Source organism: Nocardioides marinquilinus (assembly GCF_039543705.1).
Lineage (GTDB): Bacteria > Actinomycetota > Actinomycetes > Propionibacteriales > Nocardioidaceae > Nocardioides > Nocardioides marinquilinus.
Map to the genome: position 1 here is coordinate 313,261 of NZ_BAABKG010000004.1, position 23,287 is coordinate 336,547.

Here is a 23,287-nt window from a genome sequence, read left to right on the forward strand (position 1 = left end):
TCCCCGGCATGGCAGACAACCACGGCAACACCCCCGCCGCCTGGACGGCGGTCGCGGTGGCGCTGATCGGGTTCGTCGTGGGCGGAGTCGGACTCATGCTCGAGCCCGTGAGCTACCCGATCTTCTGGGTCGGTGTCGGCCTCAACGCGCTCGCCGGCGTGATCTTCGTGGTCATGGCGCGGCTCGGCTACCACGAGTCGCACGACTGAGCCGACGACCGACACCCGACGGCCCACGCGCAGCATGAGCCTCGACGCGGTGCCCCGCACGGACGCCGTCGCACGCGCCGGCGCCGGGCCGTTGCGCCGCGCGGCCCTGCCGCTGGCCACCGTGGCCGGCCTGGGTGCGGCCACGCTCGCGGTTGCACTGCGCGACCCGCACGTGCGCGGCTCGTGGGGGCTGTGCCCCAGCGCCGCGCTGGGGTTCGACTGCCCCGGCTGCGGCGGGCTGCGCGCCGTCCACGACTTGGCGCACGGCCACCTGCTCGCCGCCGCCTCGAGCAATCTCTACCTCGTCGCTGCCCTGCCCGTGGTGGTCGCCGTGCTGGCCGCCTGGGTGCTCGGCGCCTGGCGCGGGCCCGACCACGACGACCACGTCGCCGCGGCGTTCGCCCCGCTCGCCACCCCGCTCGTGACGCTCGCACTGGTGACGCTCGCCGCCTTCACCGTGCTGCGCAACCTCCCCGGTCTCGGGTGGCTCGCCGCCTGAGGCCCGCCACCCCCCGCGTGGGAGGATGGAGCACGTGACCGTGCTCGACGACATCGTCGCCGGCGTGCGTGACGACCTCGCCCGGCGCCAGGCGCAGACGCCGCTGGCCGACGTCCGCGCCGCGCTGGCCGACGTCGCGCCGCCGCGCGACCCCATGCCCCACCTGCGGGCCCCCGGGTCCAGCGTCATCGCCGAGGTGAAGCGCCGCAGCCCCAGCAAGGGCGACCTGGCCGGCATCCCCGATCCCGCCGCCCTGGCCCGTGACTACGCGGCCGGCGGCGCCGCCGCCATCAGCGTGCTCACCGAGGAGCGCCGCTTCGGCGGCAGCCTGGCCGACCTGCGCGCGGTGCGCGCGGCCGTCGACGTCCCGCTGCTGCGCAAGGACTTCGTGGTCGAGGGCTACCAGCTCGTCGAGGCGCGCGCCGCCGGCGCCGACCTGGTGCTGCTCATCGTGGCCGCGCTCGACGACGCCACGCTGCACCGGCTGCACGAGGAGGCCCGCGAGCTCGGCCTGACCGTGCTCGTCGAGGTGCACGACGAGGCCGAGGCCGAGCGTGCCCTCGCCCTGGGCGCCGAGCTGCTCGGCGTGAACGCGCGCAACCTGAAGACCCTGGCCGTCGACCCCGACACCTTCGGCCGCCTCGCGCCGCAGCTCGGCTCCGACCGCGTGCTCGTGGCCGAGTCGGGCGTCACCGACGAGGTCGACGTCAAGCGCTACGTCGCCGAGGGCGCCCGCGCGGTGCTCGTCGGCGAGGCCCTGGTCAAGGACGGCGACCCGCGCGCAGCGGTCGCCCGGATGACAGGAGTGATGCCATGACCGCCCAGCCGACGACCCGACCCACCCGCCCCGACCCGGGCCCCTGGGGTGCCGACGACCACGGCTGGTTCGGTGACTTCGGCGGCCGCTTCATGCCCGAGGCGCTGGTCGCAGCGCTCGACGAGCTCGACGACGCCTGGCGCGAGGCCATGGCCGACCCGACCTTCCGGGCCGAGTTCGACGCCATCTCGCGCGACTACGCCGGCGTCCCGAGCAAGCTGTACGACGCCGCCCGGCTCACCGAGCAGGTCGGCGGCGCGCGCATCCTGCTCAAGCGCGAGGACCTCAACCACACCGGCGCGCACAAGATCCGCAACGTGATGGGCCAGGCGCTGCTGACCAGGCGCATGGGCAAGCACCGGGTCATCGCCGAGACCGGCGCCGGCCAGCACGGCGTCGCCAGCGCCACCGCCGCGGCCTACTTCGGCCTCGACTGCACCGTCTACATGGGCTCGGTCGACACCCGGCGGCAGGCCCTGAACGTGGCGCGGATGCAGCTGCTCGGCGCGAACGTCGTGCCGGTCGACTCCGGCAGCGCCACGCTGAAGGACGCCATCAACGAGGCGCTGCGCGACTGGGTGGCCACCGTCGACCACACCGCCTACCTGTTCGGCACCGCCGCCGGGCCGCACCCGTTCCCGAGCATGGTGCGCGACTTCACCCGCGCCATCGGCGACGAGGCGCGCGCCCAGTGCCTCGAGCTCACCGGCCGGCTGCCCGACGCCGTCGCGGCCTGCGTCGGCGGCGGCTCGAACGCCATCGGCCTGTTCACCGCCTTCCTCGACGACGCCGACGTCGCCATCCACGGCTACGAGCCCGGCGGCGACGGCGTCGAGACCGGTCGCCACGCCGCCACGATCACCGCCGGCGAGAGCGGCGTCCTGCACGGCGCGCGCACCTTCGTGTTGCAGGACGACGACGGCCAGACCGTCGAGTCGCACTCGATCTCCGCGGGCCTGGACTACCCGGGTGTCGGGCCGCAGCACGCCCACCTGGCCAAGTCGGGCCGCGCCGACTACGTGCCGATCACCGACAGGCAGGCCATGGACGCCATGGCGCTGCTCGCCCGCACCGAGGGCATCATCGCCGCGATCGAGTCCTCCCACGCCGTGGCCGGCGCCGTCGACCTCGCCCGCGAGCTCGGCCCCGACGGGCTCGTGCTGGTCAACCTCTCGGGCCGCGGCGACAAGGACATGGAGACCGCGATGTCGTGGTTCGGGCTGGGCGACGCCGACGCGGACGACGCCACGTGAGCGCCCCGACCCGCGTCGGCACCGCCTTCGAGAAGGCCCGGGCCGACGGCCGCGCCGCGCTGGTGGGCTACCTGCCCGCCGGCTTCCCCAGCGTCGACGGCGGCATCGAGGCGCTCCAGGCGATGGTGGACGCCGGCTGCGACGTCCTCGAGATCGGCCTGCCCTACAGCGACCCCGTCATGGACGGCCCCACCATCCAGGCCGCGGCCCAGCAGGCGCTCGACGGCGGCGTCCGCACCGCCGACGTGCTGCGCACCGTCGAGACCGTCGCCGCCACCGGCGTGCCGACGCTCGTGATGACCTACTGGAACCCGGTCGAGCGCTACGGGGTCTCGCGGTTCGCCACCGACCTCGCCAACGCCGGGGGAGCGGGGCTCATCACGCCCGACCTGACCCCCGACTTCGCGCCCGAGTGGATCGCCGCGGCCGACGAGCACGACCTCGACCGGGTCTTCCTGGTGGCGCCGTCGTCGACCGACGAGCGCATCGAGATGACCACCGCCGCCTGCCGCGGCTTCGTCTACGCCGCCGCCGTCATGGGCGTCACCGGTGCCCGCACCACCACCAGCGACCTGGCCGCGCCGCTCGTCGAGCGCACCAAGGCGCACAGCGCGCAGGACGGCCTGCCCGTCGGCGTCGGCATCGGGGTCAGCAGCGGCGACCAGGCCGCCGAGCTCGCCGCCTACGCCGACGGCGTCATCGTCGGCTCGGCGTTCGTGCGATGCCTGCTCGACCACCCCGGTGACCGCGCCGGCGGCATGCGGGCCCTCTCGGCGCTCACCGCCGACCTGGCCGAGGGGGTACGGCGTGCGCCCTAGCGTCCTGCGCCGGACGACGGCCCGCGCGGCCGCGCTCGTGCTCGCGCTCGGCCTGGCGCTGGCCGGCTGTGGTGGCGACGACGACCAGCCCTTCGCCGGACGGGTGCTCGACAACCCCTACCAGGTGCCCGAGACCCCGCTCACCGACACCGACGGCCAGCCGTTCTCGCTCGCGGCCGACACCGACCGCCGGCTCACGCTGGTCTTCTTCGGCTACGTCAACTGCGTCGACATCTGCCCGGCGGTGCTCACCAACCTGGCCTCGGCCCTGGTGCGCCTCGACGACGCCGACCGCGACGACGTGCAGGTCGTCATGGTCACCAGCGACCCCGACCGCGACACCGCCCCGCTGCTGCGCGACTACCTCGACCGCTTCGACCCCGACTTCGTCGGCCTCACCGGCGACTGGACGACGATCAACGACGTCGCCAAGCAGCTCGCCGTCGGCCTCGACCGCCGCGACCCCGGCGGGCACACCACCCAGGTCATGGGCATCGACAGCGCCGACGAGGCACCGGTCTACTGGGGTGCCGACACCACACCGGCGCAGTACGCCGCCGACATCCACACCCTGCTGGAGGACTGAGCCCCCGTGCTGCCCGTGCCCGCGCTGCTGGACCGCCTGACGGCCGTCCCGCTCTCGATCCCCAGCCCCAGCGACGGCGTCTGGCAGCTCGGACCGCTGCCGATCCGCGGCTACGCGCTCTGCATCATCCTCGGCATCATCGCCGCGATCTGGATCGGTGAGAAGCGGTGGACCGCCCGCGGCGGCCGGCCCGGCGACGTCCAGGACCTGGCGATCTGGGCCGTGCCATTCGGCCTCGTCGGTGCCCGGCTCTACCACGTGGCCACCGACTCCGAGCGCTACTTCGGCGAGGGCAGGAACCCGATCACCGCGCTGTACGTGTGGCGCGGCGGCCTCGGCGTGTGGGGCGCGGTCGCGCTCGGCGCGGTCGGCGTCTACCTCTGGTCGCGCCGCCGCGGCGTGCGCATCAGCGCCGTCATGGACGCCCTCGCGCCCGGCGTGATCGTCGCCCAGGCGATCGGCCGATGGGGCAACTGGTTCAACCAGGAGCTCTACGGCAAGCCCACCGACCTGCCGTGGGGCCTCGAGATCGACCCCGAGCACTACCCCGACGGGCTCAGCTTCCCGCAGGGCACCACCTTCCACCCGACGTTCCTCTACGAGTTCGTGTGGAACCTCGGGGTCTTCGGCGTGCTGCTCTGGGCCGAGCGCCGGTTCAAGCTCGGCTTCGGCCGCGTCTTCGCGCTCTACGTCATGGGCTACACCGTCGGGCGCGCCCTGACCGAGTACATCCGCATCGACACCGTGCAGCTGGACGACGTCGCCGGCCTGCGCTTCAACGTGTGGACCTCGATCGTGCTGTTCGCCCTCGCGCTGGCCTACTTCGTCATCGTCGGACGCCGCCACCCCGGCCAGCCCGAGTCGGTCTACCTCCCCGGTCGCGAGCCGGTCGACGAGGACGACGCCGCCGCCACCGGCACCGAGGCGACATCGGGCGCCGAGGCCGAGGACGACGACCCGGACGACGACCCGGACGACGACCCGGACGCCACCACGTCCGAGGAGTCCTCACCCACCCTCGCCAAGACCCGTACCAAGCCCCCAAGCGACCCCCAGGCGCGCTGACCCGTCAGACATGTCCGACGGGTCGGCGTCGAGTCGTCCGCGCGGGTGACCCGTCTCTTATAGGGGACGGGTCGGCGTCCACGAGGCGGGGAACGCGCACGGGAGCGGGAAACCTGCTGTTAATCTGAGGCCTCCGCCGCGTGGGCCGACGTCGTCCCTGCGACCACCTCGCCATCGCTGTCCTCCAGCGGTGCCGCCGACGGGAGGACACTCAGGTGCCCTACCAGCACGCGTTCCCGACGCACTGGCCCAAGCAGGGGCTCTACGACCCGGCCCACGAGCACGACGCCTGCGGCGTCGCGTTCGTGGCGACGCTCACCGGAGAGCCCTCCCACGACATCGTGGTGAAGGCGCTCACCGCCCTGCGCAACCTCGACCACCGCGGCGCCGCCGGCGCCGAGGTCAACTCCGGCGACGGCGCCGGCATCCTGCTGCAGGTGCCCGACGCGTTCCTGCGCGAGGTCACCGCCGAGGCCGGCTTCGAGCTGCCCTCGCCGGCCGCGTACGCCGTGGGCACCGCGTTCCTGCCCGGTGACCCCGACGACGTCGCCAAGACCCGGGCCCGCATCGAGGAGCTCGCGGCCGAGGAGGGCCTGACCGTCCTCGGCTGGCGCGACGTGCCGACCGACCCGTCGTCCCTGGGCAGCATGGCGCTCTCGGTGATGCCGACCTTCAGCCAGGTGTTCGTGGCCTCGTCGGGCCAGCGGCTGACCGGCCTGGGCCTCGAGCGGCTCGCGTTCTGCCTGCGCAAGCGCGCCGAGCACGAGACCGAGGTCTACTTCCCGTCGCTGTCGTCGCGCACCCTGGCCTACAAGGGGATGCTCACCACCGACCAGCTCGACGCCTTCTACCCCGACCTGCGCGACGAGCGCGTCGCCTCGGCGCTCGCGGTCGTGCACTCGCGGTTCTCGACCAACACCTTCCCGAGCTGGCCGCTGGCCCACCCCTACCGGTTCATCGCCCACAACGGCGAGATCAATACCGTCATGGGCAACCGCAACTGGATGCGCGCCCGTGAGGCGCTGCTCGACTCCGACCTCATCCCCGGCGACCTCGACCGGCTGTTCCCGATCTGCACCCCGGGCGCGTCCGACTCGGCGTCCTTCGACGAGGTGCTCGAGCTGCTGCACCTCGGCGGCCGCAGCCTGCCCCACGCGGTGCTGATGATGATCCCCGAGGCGTGGGAGAACCACGGCGAGATGGACGCCGCCCGCCGCGACTTCTACCGCTTCCACTCCGCGATGATGGAGCCCTGGGACGGGCCCGCCTGCGTGGTCTTCACCGACGGCTCGCAGATCGGCGCCGTGCTCGACCGCAACGGTCTGCGGCCCTCCCGCTACTGGATCACCGACGACGGCCTGGTCGTGCTGGCCTCCGAGGTCGGCGTCCTCGACCTCGACCCGGCGAGCATCGTGCGCAAGGGCCGGCTGCAGCCGGGCCGGATGTTCCTGGTCGACACCGACGAGCACCGCGTCGTCGAGGACGACGAGATCAAGGCCGAGCTGGCCGCCGAGCACCCCTACGGCGAGTGGCTGCACGCCGGTCTGATCCACCTGGCCGACGTGCCGGCGCGTGAGCACGTCGTCCACACCCACGCCTCGGTGACCCGGCGCCAGCAGATCTTCGGCTACAGCCAAGAAGAGCTGCGGGTGCTGCTGACGCCGATGGCGAACACCGGGGGCGAGGCGCTCGGCTCCATGGGCACCGACACCCCGATCGCGGCGCTCTCGAAGCGGCCCCGGCTGCTGTTCGACTACTTCAGCCAGCTGTTCGCGCAGGTCACCAACCCGCCGCTCGACGCCATCCGCGAAGAGCTCGTCACCTCGCTGTCGGGCACCATCGGCCCCGAGTCGAACCTGCTTGAGCCGCACGCGGCGTCGTGCCGCCAGGTGGTGCTGCCGTTCCCGGTCATCTCCAACGACGACCTCGCCAAGATCCGTCACATCAACCGCGACGGCGACATGCCGGGCTTCATCACCCACGTCGCCCGCGGCCTGTACGACGTCGCCGGCGGCGGCGCGGCGATGGCCGAGCGCATCGAGGCGATCTGCGCCGAGGTCAGCGAGGCCATCGCGGCCGGGGCGCGCATCATCGTGCTCTCCGACCGCCACTCCGACGCCGACCAGGCGCCGATCCCGTCGCTGCTGCTCACCGGCGCCGTGCACCACCACCTGGTGCGCGAGAAGACGCGCACGCAGGTCGGGCTGCTGGTCGAGGCCGGCGACGTCCGCGAGGTGCACCACGTCGCGCTGCTCGTCGGCTACGGCGCCGCCGCGGTCAACCCCTATCTGGCCATGGAGTCGGTCGAGGACCTCGCCCGCCAGGGCTACTTCGTCTCCAACGAGCCCGAGCAGGCCGTCGCCAACCTCGTCAAGGCGCTCGGCAAGGGCGTGCTCAAGGTGATGTCGAAGATGGGCGTCTCCACCGTCGCCTCCTACACCGGCGCGCAGATCTTCGAGTGCGTCGGCCTCTCCCAGGACGTCATCGACCGCTACTTCACCGCCACGACGTCCAAGCTCGGCGGCATCGGCCTCGACGTCATCGCCGAGGAGGTCTCGCGCCGCCACGCCACGGCCTACCCGCGCGGCGGCGTGCTGCCGGCGCACCGCGAGCTCGAGGTCGGCGGCGAGTACCAGTGGCGCCGCGACGGCGAGCCGCACCTGTTCAACCCCGAGACCGTCTTCCGGCTGCAGCACTCCACCCGCACGCAGCGCTACGACGTCTTCAAGCAGTACACGCAGGCCGTCGACGAGCAGTCGGCCGAGCTGATGACGCTGCGGGGGCTGTTCCGCTTCAAGGGCGCCCACGTCACCGGCCGCGAGCCGGTGCCGATCGAGGAGGTCGAGCCGGTCTCGGCGATCGTCAAGCGGTTCTCCACCGGCGCGATGTCGTACGGCTCGATCAGCCAGGAGGCCCACGAGACCCTCGCGGTCGCCATGAACCGGTTGGGCGGCAAGTCCAACACCGGCGAGGGCGGCGAGGACTCCGACCGGCTGCACGACCCCGTGCGCCGCAGCGCGGTCAAGCAGGTGGCCTCGGGCCGCTTCGGCGTGACCTCGGAGTACCTCACCCACGCCGACGACATCCAGATCAAGATGGCGCAGGGCGCCAAGCCCGGCGAGGGCGGCCAGCTGCCCGGCAACAAGGTCTACCCGTGGGTGGCCAAGACCCGGCACTCCACGCCGGGCGTGGGGCTGATCAGCCCGCCGCCGCACCACGACATCTACTCCATCGAGGACCTCGCCCAGCTCATCCACGACCTGAAGAACGCCAACCCGCGGGCGCGGGTGCACGTGAAGCTGGTCAGCGAGGTCGGCGTCGGCACGGTGGCGGCGGGCGTCTCCAAGGCGCACGCCGACGTCGTCCTGATCTCCGGGCACGACGGCGGCACCGGCGCCTCGCCGCTCACCTCGCTGAAGCACGCCGGCGGCCCGTGGGAGCTCGGCCTGGCCGAGACCCAGCAGACGCTGCTGGTCAACGGCCTGCGCGACCGCATCGTCGTCCAGACCGACGGACAGCTCAAGACCGGCCGAGACGTCGTCATCGCGGCCCTGCTCGGCGCCGAGGAGTACGGCTTCGCCACCGCGCCGCTGGTCGTGAGCGGCTGCATCCTGATGCGGGTCTGCCACCTCGACACCTGCCCGGTGGGCGTGGCCACGCAGAACCCGGTGCTGCGCGAGCGCTACACGGGCAAGGCCGAGTTCGTGGTCACCTTCTTCGAGTACATCGCCGAGGAGGTGCGCGAGATCCTCGCCGAGCTCGGCTTCCGCACCCTCGACGAGGCGATCGGCCAGGTGAGCACGCTCGACGTCGCGGACGCCGTCCAGCACTGGAAGGCGTCGGGCCTCGACCTGAGCCCGGTGCTGCACGAGGTCGACTCGACGCACTTCCCCGAGCAGGCCCGCCGCGCGACCCGCGGCCAGGACCACGGCCTCGAGCGCTCGCTCGACGTCACCGAGCTGGTGCCGCTGGCCGAGCCGGCCCTCGAGCGGGGCGAGCCGGTGCGGGCCCAGCTGGCGGTGCGCAACGTCAACCGCACGGTCGGCACGATCCTCGGGCACGAGGTCACCAAGCGCTACGGCGCCGAGGGCCTGCCCGAGGGCACGATCGACCTCACGCTCACCGGCTCGGCCGGCCAGTCGTTCGGCGCGTTCCTGCCCCGCGGCGTCACGCTGCGGCTCGAGGGCGACGCCAACGACTACGTCGCCAAGGGCCTCTCGGGCGGCCGCGTCGTGGTGCGCCCCGACCGGGCGGCGACGTTCGCCAGCGACGAGCACATCATCGCCGGCAACACCATCGCCTACGGCGCCACCTCGGGCCGGGTCTTCCTGCGCGGCGGCGTCGGCGAGCGGTTCGCGGTGCGCAACTCCGGCGCCTGGCTGGTCACCGAGGGCGTGGGCGACCACGGCTGCGAGTACATGACCGGCGGGCGGGTCGTCGTCCTCGGCAAGACCGGGCGCAACTTCGCGGCCGGGATGTCGGGCGGCGTGGCCTGGGTGCTCGACCTCAAGGAGCACCGGGTCAACCGCGAGCTGGTCGAGCTCGGCCCCGTCGACGACGACGCGGCCGCCGAGCTGGAGCAGCTGGTGCGCGAGCACCACGAGGAGACCGGCTCCGAGGTGGCCGCCGGGCTGCTGGCCGACTGGCCGGCCGCCCTCACGCGGTTCACCGAGGTGATGCCGCGCGACTACCGCATCGTGCTCGAGGCCAAGGCGAGGGCCGAGGCCGACGGGCTCGACGAGAATCAGACCGCCCACGCGATGATGGAGGCACTTCATGGGTGAGCGGTCGACCTGCCCAGATCGTGGCCACGAGACTTTCAGCTCTCCCAGGAAGGGGCGACGGAGCCATGGCTGACCCACGAGGCTTCCTGAAGACCACGCGAGCCGTCGCCGAGCGGCGTCCGGTCGAGGAGCGGGTGCAGGACTGGAACGAGGTCTACCCGGGCTCGGCCGGGCGGGCGCTGCTGCCGATCATCACCGAGCAGGCCGGACGCTGCATGGACTGCGGCATCCCGTTCTGCCACCAGGGGTGCCCGCTCGGCAACCTGGTGCCGGAGTGGAACGACCTGGTCTGGCGCGACGACTGGGAGGAGGCGATCGAGCGGCTGCACGCCACGAACAACTTCCCGGAGTTCACCGGCCGCCTCTGCCCGGCGCCGTGCGAGACGGCGTGCGTGCTCGGCATCAACCAGGACCCCGTGACCATCAAGAACGTCGAGGTCACGATCATCGACAAGGCGTGGGACCTCGGGCTGGTGCGCCCCCAGGCGCCCGAGTGGCTCTCGGGCCGCACCGTCGCCGTCATCGGCTCCGGTCCGGCCGGCCTGGCCTGCGCCCAGCAGCTGACCCGCGCCGGCCACACGGTCGCGGTCTACGAGCGGGCCGACAAGATCGGCGGCCTGCTGCGCTACGGCATCCCCGAGTTCAAGATGGAGAAGCAGCACCTCGACAAGCGGCTGGCCCAGATGAAGCGCGAGGGCACCGTCTTCCGCGCCGGCGTGGACGTCGGCGCGCCCGGCTCCGACCTGACCGGTGCGAGCCTGCGCGAGCGCTACGACGCCGTCGTCCTCGCCGTCGGGGCCACCGACGCGCGCGACCTCTCGGTGCCCGGCCGCGAGCTGCGCGGCATCCACCAGGCGATGGAGTTCCTGCCGCAGGCCAACCGCGCCGCGCTCGGCGAGGCCCCCACGGCCGACGGCTCGGAGCAGATCAGCGCCGAGGGCAAGCACGTCGTCATCATCGGCGGCGGCGACACCGGCGCCGACTGCCTCGGCACCTCCACCCGGCAGGGCGCGGCCTCGATCACGCAGCTGGAGATCATGCCCGAGCCGCCGGGCACCCGCCCGTCCGGCCAGCCGTGGCCGACCTATCCGATGACCTTCCGGGTCTCCTCGGCGCACGAGGAGGCCGGCGACCGGGTCTACGCCGTCTCGACGCAGGAGTTCCTCGGCGACGACGACGGCGCGGTCCGCGCGCTGAAGCTGGTCGAGGTGGTCTTCGAGAACGGTCGCCCGACGCCGGTCGAGGGCAGCGAGCGCGAGATCCCGGCGCAGCTGGTGCTGCTCGCGATGGGCTTCCTCGGGCCCGAGCGCGCGCCGGCCGCCGAGGGCGACGACGCCGCGGTGCAGCAGGGCCTGCTGGGCCAGCTCGGCGTCGACCTCGACGAGCGCGGCAACGTGGCCCGCGACCTCGGCTACCAGACCTCGGTGCCCGGCGTCTTCTCCGCCGGCGACTGCGGTCGCGGCCAGTCGCTCATCGTGTGGGCCATCGCCGAGGGACGTGCCGCCGCGGCCGCCGTCGACGAGTACCTCACCGGCTCGACGGCGCTCCCGGCGCCGATCCCGCCCACCGCGCGTCCGCTGGTGGTCTGAGAGAGCCCGGGGCCTCCGGGCCCCGGGCCGGCTCGTCGCCGGGCTCGCGTCTTTGATCGATCCAATGCGCGCTAGGCTCCGAGGGTGCGGAGAGCAAAGATCGTGTGCACCATGGGTCCGGCCGTCAGCTCGGAGGAGAAGATCCGCGAGCTGGTCGAGGCGGGGATGAACGTGGCCCGGCTCAACATGAGCCACGGCAGCCACGCCGACCACGCCGAGACCTACCGGCGGGTGCGGGCGGCCGCCGACGCCACCGGCATCGGGGTCGGCATCTTCGCCGACCTGCAGGGGCCGAAGATCCGCCTCGGCACCTTCGCCGACGGCCCGGTCGTGCTCACCAAGGGCCAGCGCTGGACCATCACCACCCGCGACGTCGCGGGCAACGCCGAGATCGGCAGCACCACCTACCAGGGGCTGCCGGGTGACGTCACCGAGGGCGACCCGATCCTCATCGACGACGGCAAGGTGCGGCTGCGCGTGGTCAGCAGCGAGGGCGCCGGCGGCACCGACATCGTCACCGAGGTCATCACCGCGGGCCCGGTCAGCAACCACAAGGGCATCAACCTGCCCGGCGTGGCCGTCTCGGTGCCGGCGCTGTCCGAGAAGGACGCCGAGGACCTCCGCTTCGCCCTCGGCCTGTGCGTCGACTTCGTCGCCCTCAGCTTCGTGCGCGACGCCAAGGACGTCGAGGACGTCCGCACGATCATGCGCGAGGAGGGCCACATGCTCCCCGTGATCGCGAAGATCGAGAAGCCGCAGGCCATCGACAACCTCGACGAGATCATCGAGGCCTTCGACGGGTTCATGGTCGCCCGCGGCGACCTCGGCGTGGAGTGCCCGCTCGAGGACGTCCCGTTCCTGCAGAAGATGATCGTCGAGAAGGCGCGTCGCAACGCCAAGCCGGTCATCGTGGCCACCCAGATGCTCGAGTCGATGATCACCAGCCCCGCGCCCACCCGCGCCGAGGCCAGCGACGTCGCGAACGCCGTCCTCGACGGTGCCGACGCCGTGATGCTCTCGGGCGAGACCTCGGTCGGCGAGCACCCGATCGGCGTCGTCGAGACGATGGCGCGCATCGTGGAGTCCACCGAGACCCACGCCCTCGAGCAGTCCGAGCTGGGTCAGTTCACCTCCATCCAGTGGGACCCGCACACCCGCGGCGGCGTCATCGCCAAGGCCGCCGAGGAGGTCGCGGCGCGCATCGACGCCAAGTACGTCGTGGCGTTCACGCAGAGCGGCGACTCCGCCAAGCGCCTCTCGCGGCTGCGCAGCGCCATCCCGGTGCTCGCCTTCACCCCCGAGGACCGCGTGCGCTCCCAGCTCGCGCTCACCTGGGGCGTCGAGACCTTCCGCACCGTCGGCGTCGAGCACACCGACGAGATGGTGCGCCAGGTCGACGAGCAGCTGCTCGACATCGGCCGCGTCAGCGAGGGCGACCTCGTGGTCATCGTCGCCGGCAGCCCGCCGGGCATCCCGGGCTCCACCAACGCGCTGCGCATCCACCGCATGGGCGACGCCATCAACGAGGTCGCGCCGGCCTACCGAACGCAGGGCTGAGCGCGACCGGGCTCACCGGCTCGCGGTCAGGACGCCGGCACCCACGCCAGGGTGCCGTCGACCTCCGCGATCGTGCACAGCGCGTCGTGCGGCTCGACCAGCACCGGCTGCACCATCTCGGTCGGCGCGGCGTCGTCGGCGTAGGTCAGCCGGACGCCGTCGAGGTGGCCCGGTCGAGTGGCGTCGACCAGCCGCAGCGCCACGAGCACGGCCTGCTGCGGCGCGTCGGCGGCGACCTGGTGTCCCGCCAGCGGACGTCGCTCGCTCCAGTCGGCCAGGGAGTCGGCGAGGCCCGCGTTCGGCAGCGGCGGGTAGTCCTGCACGATGCCCTGCAGCCCGGCGCGGCCCGAGAACGCCACCACCGAGGACTCGACGACCTCGAGGTTGACCGCGTCGATCAGCTCGGCGTCGCCGAGCCGCAGCGGCTGATCGGGGTCGAGGGTGCCGGGCACGACGATGAGCTCGCCCTCGGGGTCGCTGACGATGCACCGGGCGCGCTCGCGGGTGCCCGTGAGCGCGGACGACGTGGCGACGTCCGGGGGAGCGGTGTCGTCGGGGCGGTCGGGGGAGTCGTCACCCGAGCAGGCCGACGCGACCAGCAGCAGCGCGACGGCGGCGAGCGAGAGGCGCACCCGTCGATGCTAGGCCTCGCACGCGTGCCCCGGGTCGGACTCGAACCGACACTGGGTGGGTTTTGAATCCACTGCCTCTGCCAATTGGGCTACCGGGGCCACGGCAACCCGACCTTAGAGCACCTGCCGACTTGCCAAAGTCGAGTAGACGAGTAGTGTTTGGCTCGTGCTGATCGGGATCACGGCGTGGCTGGGCCGGCTCGCGGCCGCCAGCCACGAGGGCGCCGTCGCCAACGCGCGCGCGGCGGCCACCGAGGCGAGCCGGCGTCGCGTCGAGCACGCCGAGGTCGCCCTCTACCTCGCCGACCTCGCCGACCGCCCCGGCATCGGAGCCGGAGCGGGCCAGCGGGCCACGGCCGAGGCCGACGTCGCGGCGTCCACCGCCGCCGAGCACCTCGCGTGAGTCGTGCGGCGTCCCGCTAGCCTGCGAGGGTGAGCGATCCCGCCGCCACCGGCACCCCCTCCGCGCCGTCCACCGCGCGCCGCACGGTCGTGGTCGCCGAGGACGAGACGCTCATCCGCATGGACCTCGTCGAGATGCTCGGCGAGGAGGGCTACGACGTCGTCGGCCAGGCCGGTGACGGCGCCCGGGCCGTCGAGCTCGCCGAGCAGCTGCGGCCCGACCTCGTCATCCTCGACGTGAAGATGCCCGTGCTCGACGGCATCGCCGCCGCCGAGTCGATCGCCTCGCGCCGCATCGCCCCCGTGGTCATGCTGACCGCCTTCTCCCAGCGCGAGCTGGTCGAGCGGGCCCGCGACGCCGGCGCCATGGCCTACCTCGTCAAGCCGTTCACGCAGTCCGACCTGGTGCCGGCCATCGAGATGGCGGTCAGCCGCTACGCCGAGGTCGCCGCGCTCGAGACCGAGGTCGCCGACCTCACCGAGCGACTCGAGACCCGCAAGGCGCTCGACCGGGCCAAGGGAGTGCTGCAGGAGCGCATGGGCCTCACCGAGCCCGAGGCGTTCCGGTGGATCCAGAAGACCGCGATGGACCTGCGTCGCTCGATGCGCGAGGTCGCCGAGGGCGTGGTGACGCACGGCGTCGCTCGCCCGGAGGAGTGAGGTCCAGGGCCGAAACCCGGGCGTGACCACAAGAAAAGGTCACGAAATCGCAACGGCGGTGCCGTTCATCCCCTTGAATCAGTGGACGCACTAGGTTGACCCTGCGCGTCGGTAGCAGCCGACGCCCAACGAACGACGCGGAGGCCCCATGATTCCCCTGAACAAGTCGGCACGACTCGGCGTCGTGGCCGTCGTCAGTGCCCTCGTCCTCGCCGCCTGCGGTGGCGACGACGGCGACGACAACACCAGCGACGGCGCCGACCAGTCGACCGAGAGCGCCAGCTCCGACACCTCTGACACCACCTCGGAGCCGACCGAGGGTGGCGACAGCTCCGAGCCGGCCGAGGCGTCCTCCGGGATGCAGCTGTACTTCGTCGACGGCAACACGGCCAACTACAGCGAGGACTTCGACCCCGGCACCCTCGAGGGCGTCAAGGCGACCTACCCGGGCGCCGAGCTGGGTGACGACTTCCGTCAGCGCATGCTCGAGGCGAACCCCAAGCTGAAGGACTTCACCTACGGCCCCGAGTCCTACGACGCCACGATCATCTCGGCCCTGGCCGCGATCGCCGCCGACGACGACTCGGGCAAGAGCATCGGTGCGAACCTGCAGGCCGTCACGGCCGAGGGCGAGAAGTGCACCGACTTCAAGACCTGCGCCGACCTGCTCGCCGACGGCACCGACATCGACTACGACGGCGTCTCCGGCCCGATCGACCTGAACTCGACCGGCAGCCCGTCGGCCGCGACCATCGGCATCTTCGAGTACGGCAACGACAACAACTACTCGCCGCTCGACTTCGTCACCGGTCAGATCCCCGACGTCGACAGCGTGCAGCCGAACCAGGAGATCAAGGGCACCGCCCAGGGCGACGGCGAGTTCGTCGTCGGCACCCTGCTGCCCTCCAGCGGTGACCTCGCCTTCCTCGGCCCCCCGGAGTTCGCGGGCGTCGACGTCGCGATCCAGGAGATCAACGAGAACGGTGGCGTGCTCGGCAAGGACGCGCGCCAGGTCAAGGCCGACTCCGGTGACGGCACGCCGAACATCGCGCCGTCCGAGACCGACAAGCTGCTCAACGGTGGCGCCGACATCGTCCTCGGTGCCGCGTCGTCGTCGGTGTCGCTCTCGGTGATCGACAAGATCACCAAGGCCGGCGTCGTCCAGATCTCGCCCGCCAACACCTCCACCGCCTTCGACACCTACGCCGACCAGGGCCTGTACTTCCGTACCGCCCCGTCCGACGTGCTGCAGGGCCAGGTCATGGCCTCGACGGTGATCGGTGACGGCAAGCAGAACATCGCGATCCTGGCCCGCCAGGACTCCTACGGTGAGGCGCTGGCCGAGAACGTCCGCAAGTTCTACGAGGAGGCCGGCGGCAACGTCGTCTCCTACCAGCTCTACTCGCCCGAGGCGGCCAACTACAACGCCGAGGTCCAGGCCATCGCCGCCGAGGACCCCGACGCCATCGTGCTGATCGCCTTCGACGAGACCAAGAAGATCGTCCCCGCGCTCGCGCAGGCCGGTCTGGGTCAGGGCGACTGATCACGGGCTGAACCCGCACCACCGCTTCACACAGGGCCCCGCGTGCCGAGCACGCGGGGCCCTGTGCCGTCTCCACGGCACGTCGCACCCAGGTCTCCGCACGGTCCCTGAGCTTGTCGAAGGGCACCGCGGCACCTCGCACCCAGGTCCCCACACGGACCCTGAGCTTGTCGAAGGGCACCGTGGGGCTTGGCACCCAAGTCCCCATACGGACCCTGAGCTTGTCGAAGGGCACCGCGGCACCTCGCACCCAGGTCCCCACACGGACCCTGAGCTTGTCGAAGGGCACCGCGGCACCTCGCACCCAGGTCCCCACACGGACCCTGAGCTTGTCGAAGGGCACCGCGGCACCTCGCACCCAGGTCCCCACACGGACCCTGAGCTTGTCGAAGGGCACCGTGGGGCTTGGCACCCAAGTCCCCATACGGACCCTGAGCTTGTCGAAGGGCACCGGACCGGACCACACGGACCCGCCACCCCGCAGGATCCGGACCGAGCGCCAGCGAGACCGACCGCAGCCGAGCAGGGCCAGCCCGTGCACACGGCCCGAGGCCCCGGAACGCGGGGGCGGCGGCGCTGCGCATCAAGGCAGCGGAGGCGCCAAAGAGCACAGGGGCTGGTCGTCCCACGTGCCCTGGCCGTTGACCGGCAGGGCCCAACGACCAAGCTCAGGGTCCGTGGCGGGACCTGGGCACGGAGGGCCAGTGGTCTCGAGGCTCGTCGCCAGGGCTCCTCGCACCTCGACCACCGTCCGGGTCGGCGATGAGCCCCTCCCGACGCAACGACGCCGGACCGCCAGCAGGCGGTCGGGCGTCGTCGACGTGCCGTGAGGCCGGGAGGCTCAGGCGCCCTTCTGGGCCAGCGTGCCGAGGTAGAGCTCGATGACGCGGGGGTCGTTGGCGAGCTGGCGGCCGGTGGCGGTGTAGGCGTTGCGGCCCTGGTCGAGGACGTAGCCGCGGTCGCAGATCTGCAGGCAGCGGGCGGCGTTCTGCTCGACCATGACGACGCTGACGCCGGCCTTGTTGATCTCGCGGGTCTGCACGAACACCTCGTCCTGCATGGCGGGGGAGAGGCCGGCGGACGGCTCGTCGAGCAGCAGCACCGACGGATCCATCATCAGCGCGCGGCCCATGGCCACCATCTGCCGCTCGCCGCCCGACAGCGAGCCGGCGCGCTGGCCGCGCCGGGCCGCGAGGGCCGGGAAGATCGAGGCGACGAACTCGAACCGCTCGTTGTACTTCTTCGGCGCCTGGAAGCAGCCCATCTGGAGGTTCTCGGCGATGGTCAGGCTCGGGAAGACGTTGTTGTTCTGCGGAACGAAGCCGATGCCGCGGGCCACGAGGGCGTCGGCGCGCAGGTTGGTGATCTCGTCACCGCGCAGCGTGACGCTGCCGGTGTGGATCTTCACCAGGCCGAACAGCGCCTTGAGCAGCGTCGACTTGCCGGCGCCGTTGGGGCCGATGATGCCGACGAGCTCGCCCTCCTTGCAGTACAGGTCGGCGCCGTTGAGGATGTTCACGCCTGGCAGGTAGCCGGCGATCAGGTTGTCGGCGCGCAGGACGGCGCCCTCGGCGGCCCCGAGGTGCACCGTGCGAGCCTCGGCGGCGCGGGCGTCGGCGTCGCTCTGCGCGCTGCTCATCGCCCGGTCGACGGCGTCGGGCTCCTTGCTGAGGTCGGTCATCTCAGGCCTCCTTCTCGGCGGCGATCTCGGCCTCGGCCGCGGCGGCGACCTCGTCGGCGTCGAGCTCGGTGATGTCGACGTCGTGGTGCGCGCCGAGGTAGGCGTCGATGACGCGCTGGTCGGCCATGATCGAGTCGGGCGGACCCTCGGCGATCACCTGGCCCTGCGCCATCACCACGACCCAGTCGGAGATGTCGCGCACCATGTCCATGTCGTGCTCGACGAACAGCACGCTCATGCCGTCCTCGCGCAGCGACTTCACGTGGCCGAGCAGCGACTGCTTCAGCGCCGGGTTCACGCCCGCCATCGGCTCGTCGAGCATGACCAGCTCGGGCTCGACCATGAGCGCACGCGCCATCTCGAGCAGCTTGCGCTGGCCGCCGGAGAGCGAGCCGGCGAAGTCGTTCTCCTTGGCGTCGAGCTTGAAGCGCTGCAGCAGGTCGCGGGCGCGGTCGGTGTTGGCCTGCTCCTGACCGGCCCACAGGAAGCGGAGCGGTCCGGCCCAGAACTTCTCACCCAGCTGCCCGGTGGCGCCGAGGCGCATGTTCTCGAGCACGGTCAGCTTCGAGAGCACCTTCGTGAGCTGGAAGGTGCGCACCATGCCGAGGCGCGCGACCCGCGAGGCCGAGATGCGCTTGAGCGAGCGGCCGTTGAAGCTGCGGTCGCCGGAGTCGGCGCGGTCGAAGCCGGTGAGCACGTTGAAGAACGTGGTCTTGCCGGCGCCGTTGGGGCCGATGAGCGCGGTGATGACACCGCGCTGCACCTCGAGGTGGGCGACGTCGACGGCCTTGAGGCCGCCGAACTGCCGCACGATGCCGTCGGCCACCACGATCGGGTCGGGCTTGGGCGCGCCGGGCTCGCGCGGGACGTCGGCCAGCGCGGCCGCCGCCTCGGCCTTGGTCAGGCCCTTGCGCTCGGACGTCGTGGCCGTCGCGGTCGAGCCCGCGGCGTGGCGTCCGCCCTCGTCCTTGGTCAGGTCGGGCTTGTCGGACTGGTCGTCGCTGGCGTCAGCGGGCATCGATCTGCAGCTCCTTCCGGTCGCCGAAGAGCCCCTGCGGGCGGTAGATCATCAGGAGCATGAGCACCAGGCCGACGGCGGCGAAGCGCACGTTGCCGACGCGGTCGGTGTTGAACAGTGCAGCAGGCACGCCCAAGTCGGGCACCCGGCTGACCAGCTGGCCGAGCAGCGACAGCAGGCCCCAGAACAGCACGGCGCCGACGACCGGCGAGAGCACCCGCGCGGCGCCACCGAGGATCAGCATCGTGAAGGCGATGAAGGTGAAGTCGGTGTTGAAGGTGTCGGGCTGAACCGAGGCGACGCCGAGGGCGCCGACGAAGCCGCCGATGGCACCGATGACGCCACCGAGGATCAGCGCCTGCATCTTGTAGGAGTAGACGTTCTTGCCGAGCGAGCGGACGGCGTCCTCGTCCTCGCGGATGCTCTTGAGCACGCGGCCCCACGGGCTGCGCATCAGGGCCCAGACGAGCACGCAGATCAGGGCCACGACGAACCAGCCGACGATCATGACCCACAGGTCGTCACGGCTGTAGGTGAGCACCCGGCCCTGGTCCTCCGGGAACGGGTTCCAGCTGCGGAAGGTGTCGGTGAAGCCGCTGACGCCGTCGCGGGCCTTGAAGTACTTCTTGAACGACGTGGTGAAGATCAGCCGCAGGATCTCGGCGACCGCGATGGTGACGATCGCGAGGTAGTCGGCGCGTAGTCGCAGCGTCGGGATGCCCATGATGAGGCTGAGCACGACCGCCGCGGCGATGCCGAGCAGGATCGCCGGCACGAACGGCACGTCGAACGAGACGATGGTGACCGCCATCGCGTAGGCGCCGGCGGCGGCGAACGCGGCCTGGCCGAAGTTCAGCAGGCCGGTGTAGCCGTAGTGGATGTTCAGACCGATCGCGGCCAGCACGTAGCTGAGGGCCAGCGGCGCGAACGCGTCGTGGAGGGGTGTGGTGATGATGTCCATGGGTTCCTCCGCCTCAGCCGATCCGTTCCCGGCGGCCGAGCAGGCCTTGGGGTCGCACGAGCAGGATGACGACCAGCAGCACCAGCGCACCCGCGTTCTTCAGGTCGGCCGGGATGACCAGCGTGGAGAGGTCGATCAGCACGCCGATGATCAGGCTGCCGATCAGGGCGCCCCACACCGAGCCGAGGCCACCGACGCAGCAGGCCGCGAAGAGCAGCAGCAGCGTCAGCTGGCCGATCTGGTAGGTCACGCCCAGCGTGAAGCCGAGGAAGACCCCCGAGAGGGCGGCCAGGCCGGTGCCGACGATCCAGACCAGCGAGATCACCCGGTCGACGTTGATGCCGGTGGACGCCGCCAGCGCCGGGTTGTCGGCCACCGCGCGGGTCGCGCGGCCCAGGCGGGTGTAGGAGAGCGTGAGGATCACGCTCAGCAGCACCACGACGCAGCAGATGATGATGACGATGTCGCGGTTGGTGTAGGTGAACCAGCCGTTGAAGTCCTTGCCCTCGGCGGTGACGTACTCGTCGTAGTTCGAGGTGCGCGAGCCGGTCGAGTAGGCCAGCACGTTGCGCAGCAGGAACTGCAGGCCGATGCTCACGATCATCATCGCGATCAGGCCCGTGCCGCGCTTGCGCAGCGGCCGCCAGAGCGCGGTGTCCTGCAGCCAGCCGAACCCGAAGGCGACCAGGAGGGTCAGCGGCACCGCCAGCAGGAACGGCAGCGCGAGGGTCGAGCTGAAGAAGAACGCCATCACGGCGCCGAAGGTGACGAGCTCGCCGTGGGAGAAGTTCGTCAGGCCCGTCGTGCCGAAGACCATCGACAGGCCGAGCGCGGCCATCGCGAGGATCAGGCCGAACAGCAGACCGCTGTAGATCAGGCCGGGGATCCGGTCGGCCTTCGTCTCGACGTCGCGGTTGTCGGGGCCGATGAGGAAGGTGACGTTGAGCTCGGTCAGCGAGCCGGTCAGCGTCTGCGTCGTCGGCTCGCCGCTGCGCATCGTCACGCCCTCGGGCAGCGTCTCGGGGTCGAGGTCGACCTGCACCGGGCCGATGCCGGCGCTGAACTCGATGGTGAAGCTGCCGTCGTCCGAGGTCTCGCCGGGGAAGGTCTCGCCGTCGCAGTTGGTGACGGTGATGGCCACGCCGGCGACGGGGGCGCCGTCGTCGGCGCTGTTGACCAGGCGACCGGACATGGTCTTGTCGATGGCGGTGCCGTCGCAGGCCGCCGAGGCCGGGGCCGCGGCGGGGCCGACGAAGGCGAGGACGCCGATGAGGCCGGCGAGCATGGCGAGGATCGAGGCCACGCCGCGTCGTCGCGGCCGCGCGGGTCGCGACGGTCGTGACGACCGGGCCGCGGGCGCAGGCAGGTGGATGGGCAAGGCGGCTCCTGTGGGCGGTCCGGGCGTCTGTCGTCAGAAGTACGAGGCGGACCCGCCGGCTGCAGGTCCGGCGGATCATATCCACAGCGGGAGCCGTGGGAGCCGGACCGCAACCCCACGATCCTCGGACCGGCTCGACGTCACCCGCGCACGGCACAGTACGGCGTCCGCCCCCGGTCCGTCGCGGAACCGCGGCACATCTTCATCGCGGCCCGGCAACCGTTACCCGGCCGTAACGCCGCCCGACGCCCGCGGACGACGTCCGCTCAGCGCAACGCGGCGACCAGGGTGACCAGCAGCGGGGCCACGAGCAGCGCGGGCAGCAGGTCGGCCACGGGGATCTCGCGGATGCGCAGCAGGCGCAGCGCCACCCCGACCAGCAGCAGGCCACCGGTGGCGGTGATGGCGGCCAGGTGGGCGTCGGGCAGCACGTCGCCCAGCCCCACGCCCACGAGCGTCAGCGACCCCTGCACCACGACCACCGTGATCGCGCTGGCCGCCACGCCCCACCCGAACGACGCTGCGAACGCGATCGCGGCGAACAGGTCGAGCGTCGACTTCAGGTACAGCTGCTCGGCACCGTTGCCGATGCCGTCGTTCAACGAGCCGAGGATCGTCAGCGGCCCGGTGCAGAAGATCAGCGACGCGACCACGAACCCCTCCACGAAGCGCTGCCGCTCGGCCGAGCCCGCCTCGCCGGCCAGGCGTCGCTGCAGCCAACCGCCGAGCGCCGTCACCCGCGACTCCAGCCCCAGCAGCGAGCCCGTGATGCCGCCGATCAGCACCGCGCCGAGCACGATCAGCATCGGCGCGCTGTCGCCCACCTCGCGGGCCAGCACGGGGTCGAGGACGGCGACGGCCGACGTCGCCGCGATCAGCAGCGTCACGAGGCCGAGGCCGTCGGTGACCAGGTCGCGCGTGCGGGTCGGGAGGCGGTTGCCGAGCAACCGGCCGACCACCGCGCCGGCGAGGACGGCGACGACGTTGACCGCCGTTCCGGTGCCAGGGATCACGCGGTGCTTCCTTTACCTGGGTACGTCGGACAAGCCAGCGGGCTGAGCGTAGTGTGGCGGGTCGTGACCGGGCGGCCGGTCGTGGAGCCGGGATGAGGAGGGTGAGTCCCTCGTGAGTCGATCGTTGGTCAGCCTCCGCGAGGCCGAGCCCACCGACGCGGAGTTCCTGGTCGACCTGTGGGCCGACGGCCTGCGTCGGGCCGAGCGGCCCGACCTGCTGGCCGACGTCGAGCAGCTGGTCAAGACCGCCCACGTCTCGCCGGAGCAGCGGCTGGTGGTCGCCGAGTACGACGGCGAGCCGGCCGGCGCGGTGCTGCTGCGCATCGCCACCGTCACCCCGCTCAACCTCGACCTCGCGGTGCAGGTCGTCTCGCCGTGCGTGGCCACGCCGTTCCGGCGCCGCGGCATCGGTCGCACCCTCATGGACTGCGCGGTCGCGTTCGCCGAGGAGGCCGGCGTCCCGCACCTGGCCACTGCCGTCTCCTCCACCTCGCCCGGCTCGCGCGACGGCAACCGCTTCATGGCCCGCCTGGCCCTCGGGCCCCTCGGCACGCTGCGCGTCGCGCCCGTGGTCGCCGTCCGCGCGCGGCTGACGGCCACCCGTCCGGCCAGCGCCGGTGGCGGCCGTCAGCTCACCCGGGTGCTGGCCGCCCGCCGCTCCGCCCGCCGCGCCCGCCCCGTCGTCTCGGAGTAGGTCGGCCACAGCCCTGCGGGGCCGGTGGTCTCGAGGCTCGTCGCCGGGGCTCCTCGCACCTCGACCAGCGTGGATGCCCTCGGCCGCTGTGGTGTCGCCCCTGACGATGGTCGAGGTGCGAGGCCGGC

20 protein-coding genes and 1 tRNA gene are annotated in these 23,287 nt (G+C 72.1%); 14 read left to right on the forward strand and 7 right to left on the reverse strand.

Features of this window, described 5'->3' with window-relative positions; all coding sequences use genetic code 11:
• Window positions 1–8: 8 nt before the first annotated feature.
• The 10 genes from ABEA04_RS16905 (at window position 9) to pyk (ending at window position 13,177) form a co-directional block, all read left to right on the forward strand.
• A complete protein-coding gene (locus ABEA04_RS16905; protein ID WP_345461239.1) occupies window positions 9–209 on the forward strand; it encodes an HGxxPAAW family protein in 201 nt (66 codons plus the stop codon).
• 49 nt (window positions 210–258) lie between these two features.
• Window positions 259–708: a DUF2752 domain-containing protein gene (locus ABEA04_RS16910; protein ID WP_345461242.1), complete on the forward strand. Its 450-nt coding sequence runs from the start codon at window positions 259–261 to the stop codon at window positions 706–708.
• 34 nt (window positions 709–742) lie between these two features.
• Window positions 743–1,525, forward strand: a complete 783-nt coding sequence (gene trpC, locus ABEA04_RS16915) for an indole-3-glycerol phosphate synthase TrpC (RefSeq protein WP_345461245.1) — start codon at window positions 743–745, stop codon at window positions 1,523–1,525.
• A complete protein-coding gene (gene trpB / locus ABEA04_RS16920) occupies window positions 1,522–2,778 on the forward strand; it encodes a tryptophan synthase subunit beta (protein WP_345461248.1) in 1,257 nt (418 codons plus the stop codon). Before trpC ends, trpB begins: the two co-directional genes overlap by 4 nt.
• Window positions 2,775–3,596, forward strand: a complete 822-nt coding sequence (trpA, locus tag ABEA04_RS16925; protein WP_345461251.1) for a tryptophan synthase subunit alpha — start codon at window positions 2,775–2,777, stop codon at window positions 3,594–3,596. Before trpB ends, trpA begins: the two co-directional genes overlap by 4 nt.
• Complete coding sequence (locus tag ABEA04_RS16930; RefSeq protein ID WP_345461254.1) at window positions 3,586–4,182, forward strand: SCO family protein; 597 nt, start codon at window positions 3,586–3,588, stop codon at window positions 4,180–4,182. The genes trpA and ABEA04_RS16930 overlap by 11 nt, the downstream gene beginning before the upstream one ends.
• A 6-nt stretch (window positions 4,183–4,188) precedes the next feature.
• Window positions 4,189–5,247 carry a prolipoprotein diacylglyceryl transferase gene (gene lgt, locus ABEA04_RS16935; protein ID WP_345461257.1) on the forward strand — a complete coding sequence of 353 codons (1,059 nt, stop codon included), beginning with the start codon at window positions 4,189–4,191 and terminating at the stop codon, window positions 5,245–5,247.
• 215 nt (window positions 5,248–5,462) lie between these two features.
• Window positions 5,463–10,031: a glutamate synthase large subunit gene (gltB, locus tag ABEA04_RS16940; protein WP_345461260.1), complete on the forward strand. Its 4,569-nt coding sequence runs from the start codon at window positions 5,463–5,465 to the stop codon at window positions 10,029–10,031.
• 65 nt (window positions 10,032–10,096) lie between these two features.
• Window positions 10,097–11,620: a glutamate synthase subunit beta gene (locus ABEA04_RS16945; protein WP_345461263.1), complete on the forward strand. Its 1,524-nt coding sequence runs from the start codon at window positions 10,097–10,099 to the stop codon at window positions 11,618–11,620.
• 84 nt (window positions 11,621–11,704) lie between these two features.
• Window positions 11,705–13,177 carry a pyruvate kinase gene (gene pyk / locus ABEA04_RS16950; protein WP_345461266.1) on the forward strand — a complete coding sequence of 491 codons (1,473 nt, stop codon included), beginning with the start codon at window positions 11,705–11,707 and terminating at the stop codon, window positions 13,175–13,177.
• A 26-nt stretch (window positions 13,178–13,203) separates the two neighbouring features.
• On the opposite strand, the gene ABEA04_RS16955 is transcribed toward pyk, so the two are convergent.
• Together ABEA04_RS16955 and ABEA04_RS16960 are read right to left on the reverse strand one after the other, a co-directional pair.
• Entirely contained in the window at window positions 13,204–13,809 is a 606-nt protein-coding gene (locus tag ABEA04_RS16955) for a hypothetical protein (RefSeq protein WP_345461269.1), read from the reverse strand.
• 25 nt (window positions 13,810–13,834) lie between these two features.
• Window positions 13,835–13,908 (reverse strand) — tRNA-Leu (locus tag ABEA04_RS16960).
• 67 nt (window positions 13,909–13,975) lie between these two features.
• On the opposite strand from ABEA04_RS16960, the gene ABEA04_RS16965 reads away from it, so the two are divergent.
• The 3 genes from ABEA04_RS16965 (at window position 13,976) to ABEA04_RS16975 (ending at window position 16,414) form a co-directional block, all read left to right on the forward strand.
• Window positions 13,976–14,212 (forward strand): hypothetical protein, encoded by a 237-nt coding sequence (locus ABEA04_RS16965; protein ID WP_345461272.1) that lies wholly within the window; start codon window positions 13,976–13,978, stop codon window positions 14,210–14,212.
• 119 nt (window positions 14,213–14,331) lie between these two features.
• The gene (locus tag ABEA04_RS16970) at window positions 14,332–14,871 is read left to right on the forward strand and encodes an ANTAR domain-containing response regulator (RefSeq protein ID WP_425577051.1); all 540 of its coding nucleotides are present in this window, start codon (window positions 14,332–14,334) and stop codon (window positions 14,869–14,871) included.
• A 148-nt stretch (window positions 14,872–15,019) separates the two neighbouring features.
• Entirely contained in the window at window positions 15,020–16,414 is a 1,395-nt protein-coding gene (locus tag ABEA04_RS16975) for an ABC transporter substrate-binding protein (RefSeq protein ID WP_345461278.1), read from the forward strand.
• An 841-nt stretch (window positions 16,415–17,255) separates the two neighbouring features.
• Here ABEA04_RS16975 and ABEA04_RS16980 read toward each other — a convergent pair.
• From ABEA04_RS16980 to ABEA04_RS17000, 5 genes are all read right to left on the reverse strand, one after another.
• A complete protein-coding gene (locus ABEA04_RS16980) occupies window positions 17,256–18,095 on the reverse strand; it encodes an ABC transporter ATP-binding protein (protein WP_345461281.1) in 840 nt (279 codons plus the stop codon).
• Window position 18,096: 1 nt separating this feature from the next.
• Entirely contained in the window at window positions 18,097–19,113 is a 1,017-nt protein-coding gene (locus ABEA04_RS16985) for an ABC transporter ATP-binding protein (RefSeq protein WP_345461284.1), read from the reverse strand.
• Window positions 19,103–20,074 carry a branched-chain amino acid ABC transporter permease gene (locus ABEA04_RS16990; RefSeq protein WP_345461287.1) on the reverse strand — a complete coding sequence of 324 codons (972 nt, stop codon included), beginning with the start codon at window positions 20,072–20,074 and terminating at the stop codon, window positions 19,103–19,105. The genes ABEA04_RS16985 and ABEA04_RS16990 overlap by 11 nt, the downstream gene beginning before the upstream one ends.
• A 13-nt stretch (window positions 20,075–20,087) precedes the next feature.
• On the reverse strand, window positions 20,088–21,377 hold the full coding sequence (locus tag ABEA04_RS16995; RefSeq protein ID WP_345461290.1) for a branched-chain amino acid ABC transporter permease: 1,290 nt from the start codon (window positions 21,375–21,377) through the stop codon (window positions 20,088–20,090).
• Window positions 21,378–21,718: 341 nt separating this feature from the next.
• The gene (locus ABEA04_RS17000; RefSeq protein ID WP_345461293.1) at window positions 21,719–22,465 is read right to left on the reverse strand and encodes a DUF554 domain-containing protein; all 747 of its coding nucleotides are present in this window, start codon (window positions 22,463–22,465) and stop codon (window positions 21,719–21,721) included.
• Window positions 22,466–22,577: 112 nt separating this feature from the next.
• On the opposite strand from ABEA04_RS17000, the gene ABEA04_RS17005 reads away from it, so the two are divergent.
• Entirely contained in the window at window positions 22,578–23,159 is a 582-nt protein-coding gene (locus ABEA04_RS17005) for a GNAT family N-acetyltransferase (protein ID WP_345461296.1), read from the forward strand.
• Window positions 23,160–23,287 lie beyond the last annotated feature (128 nt).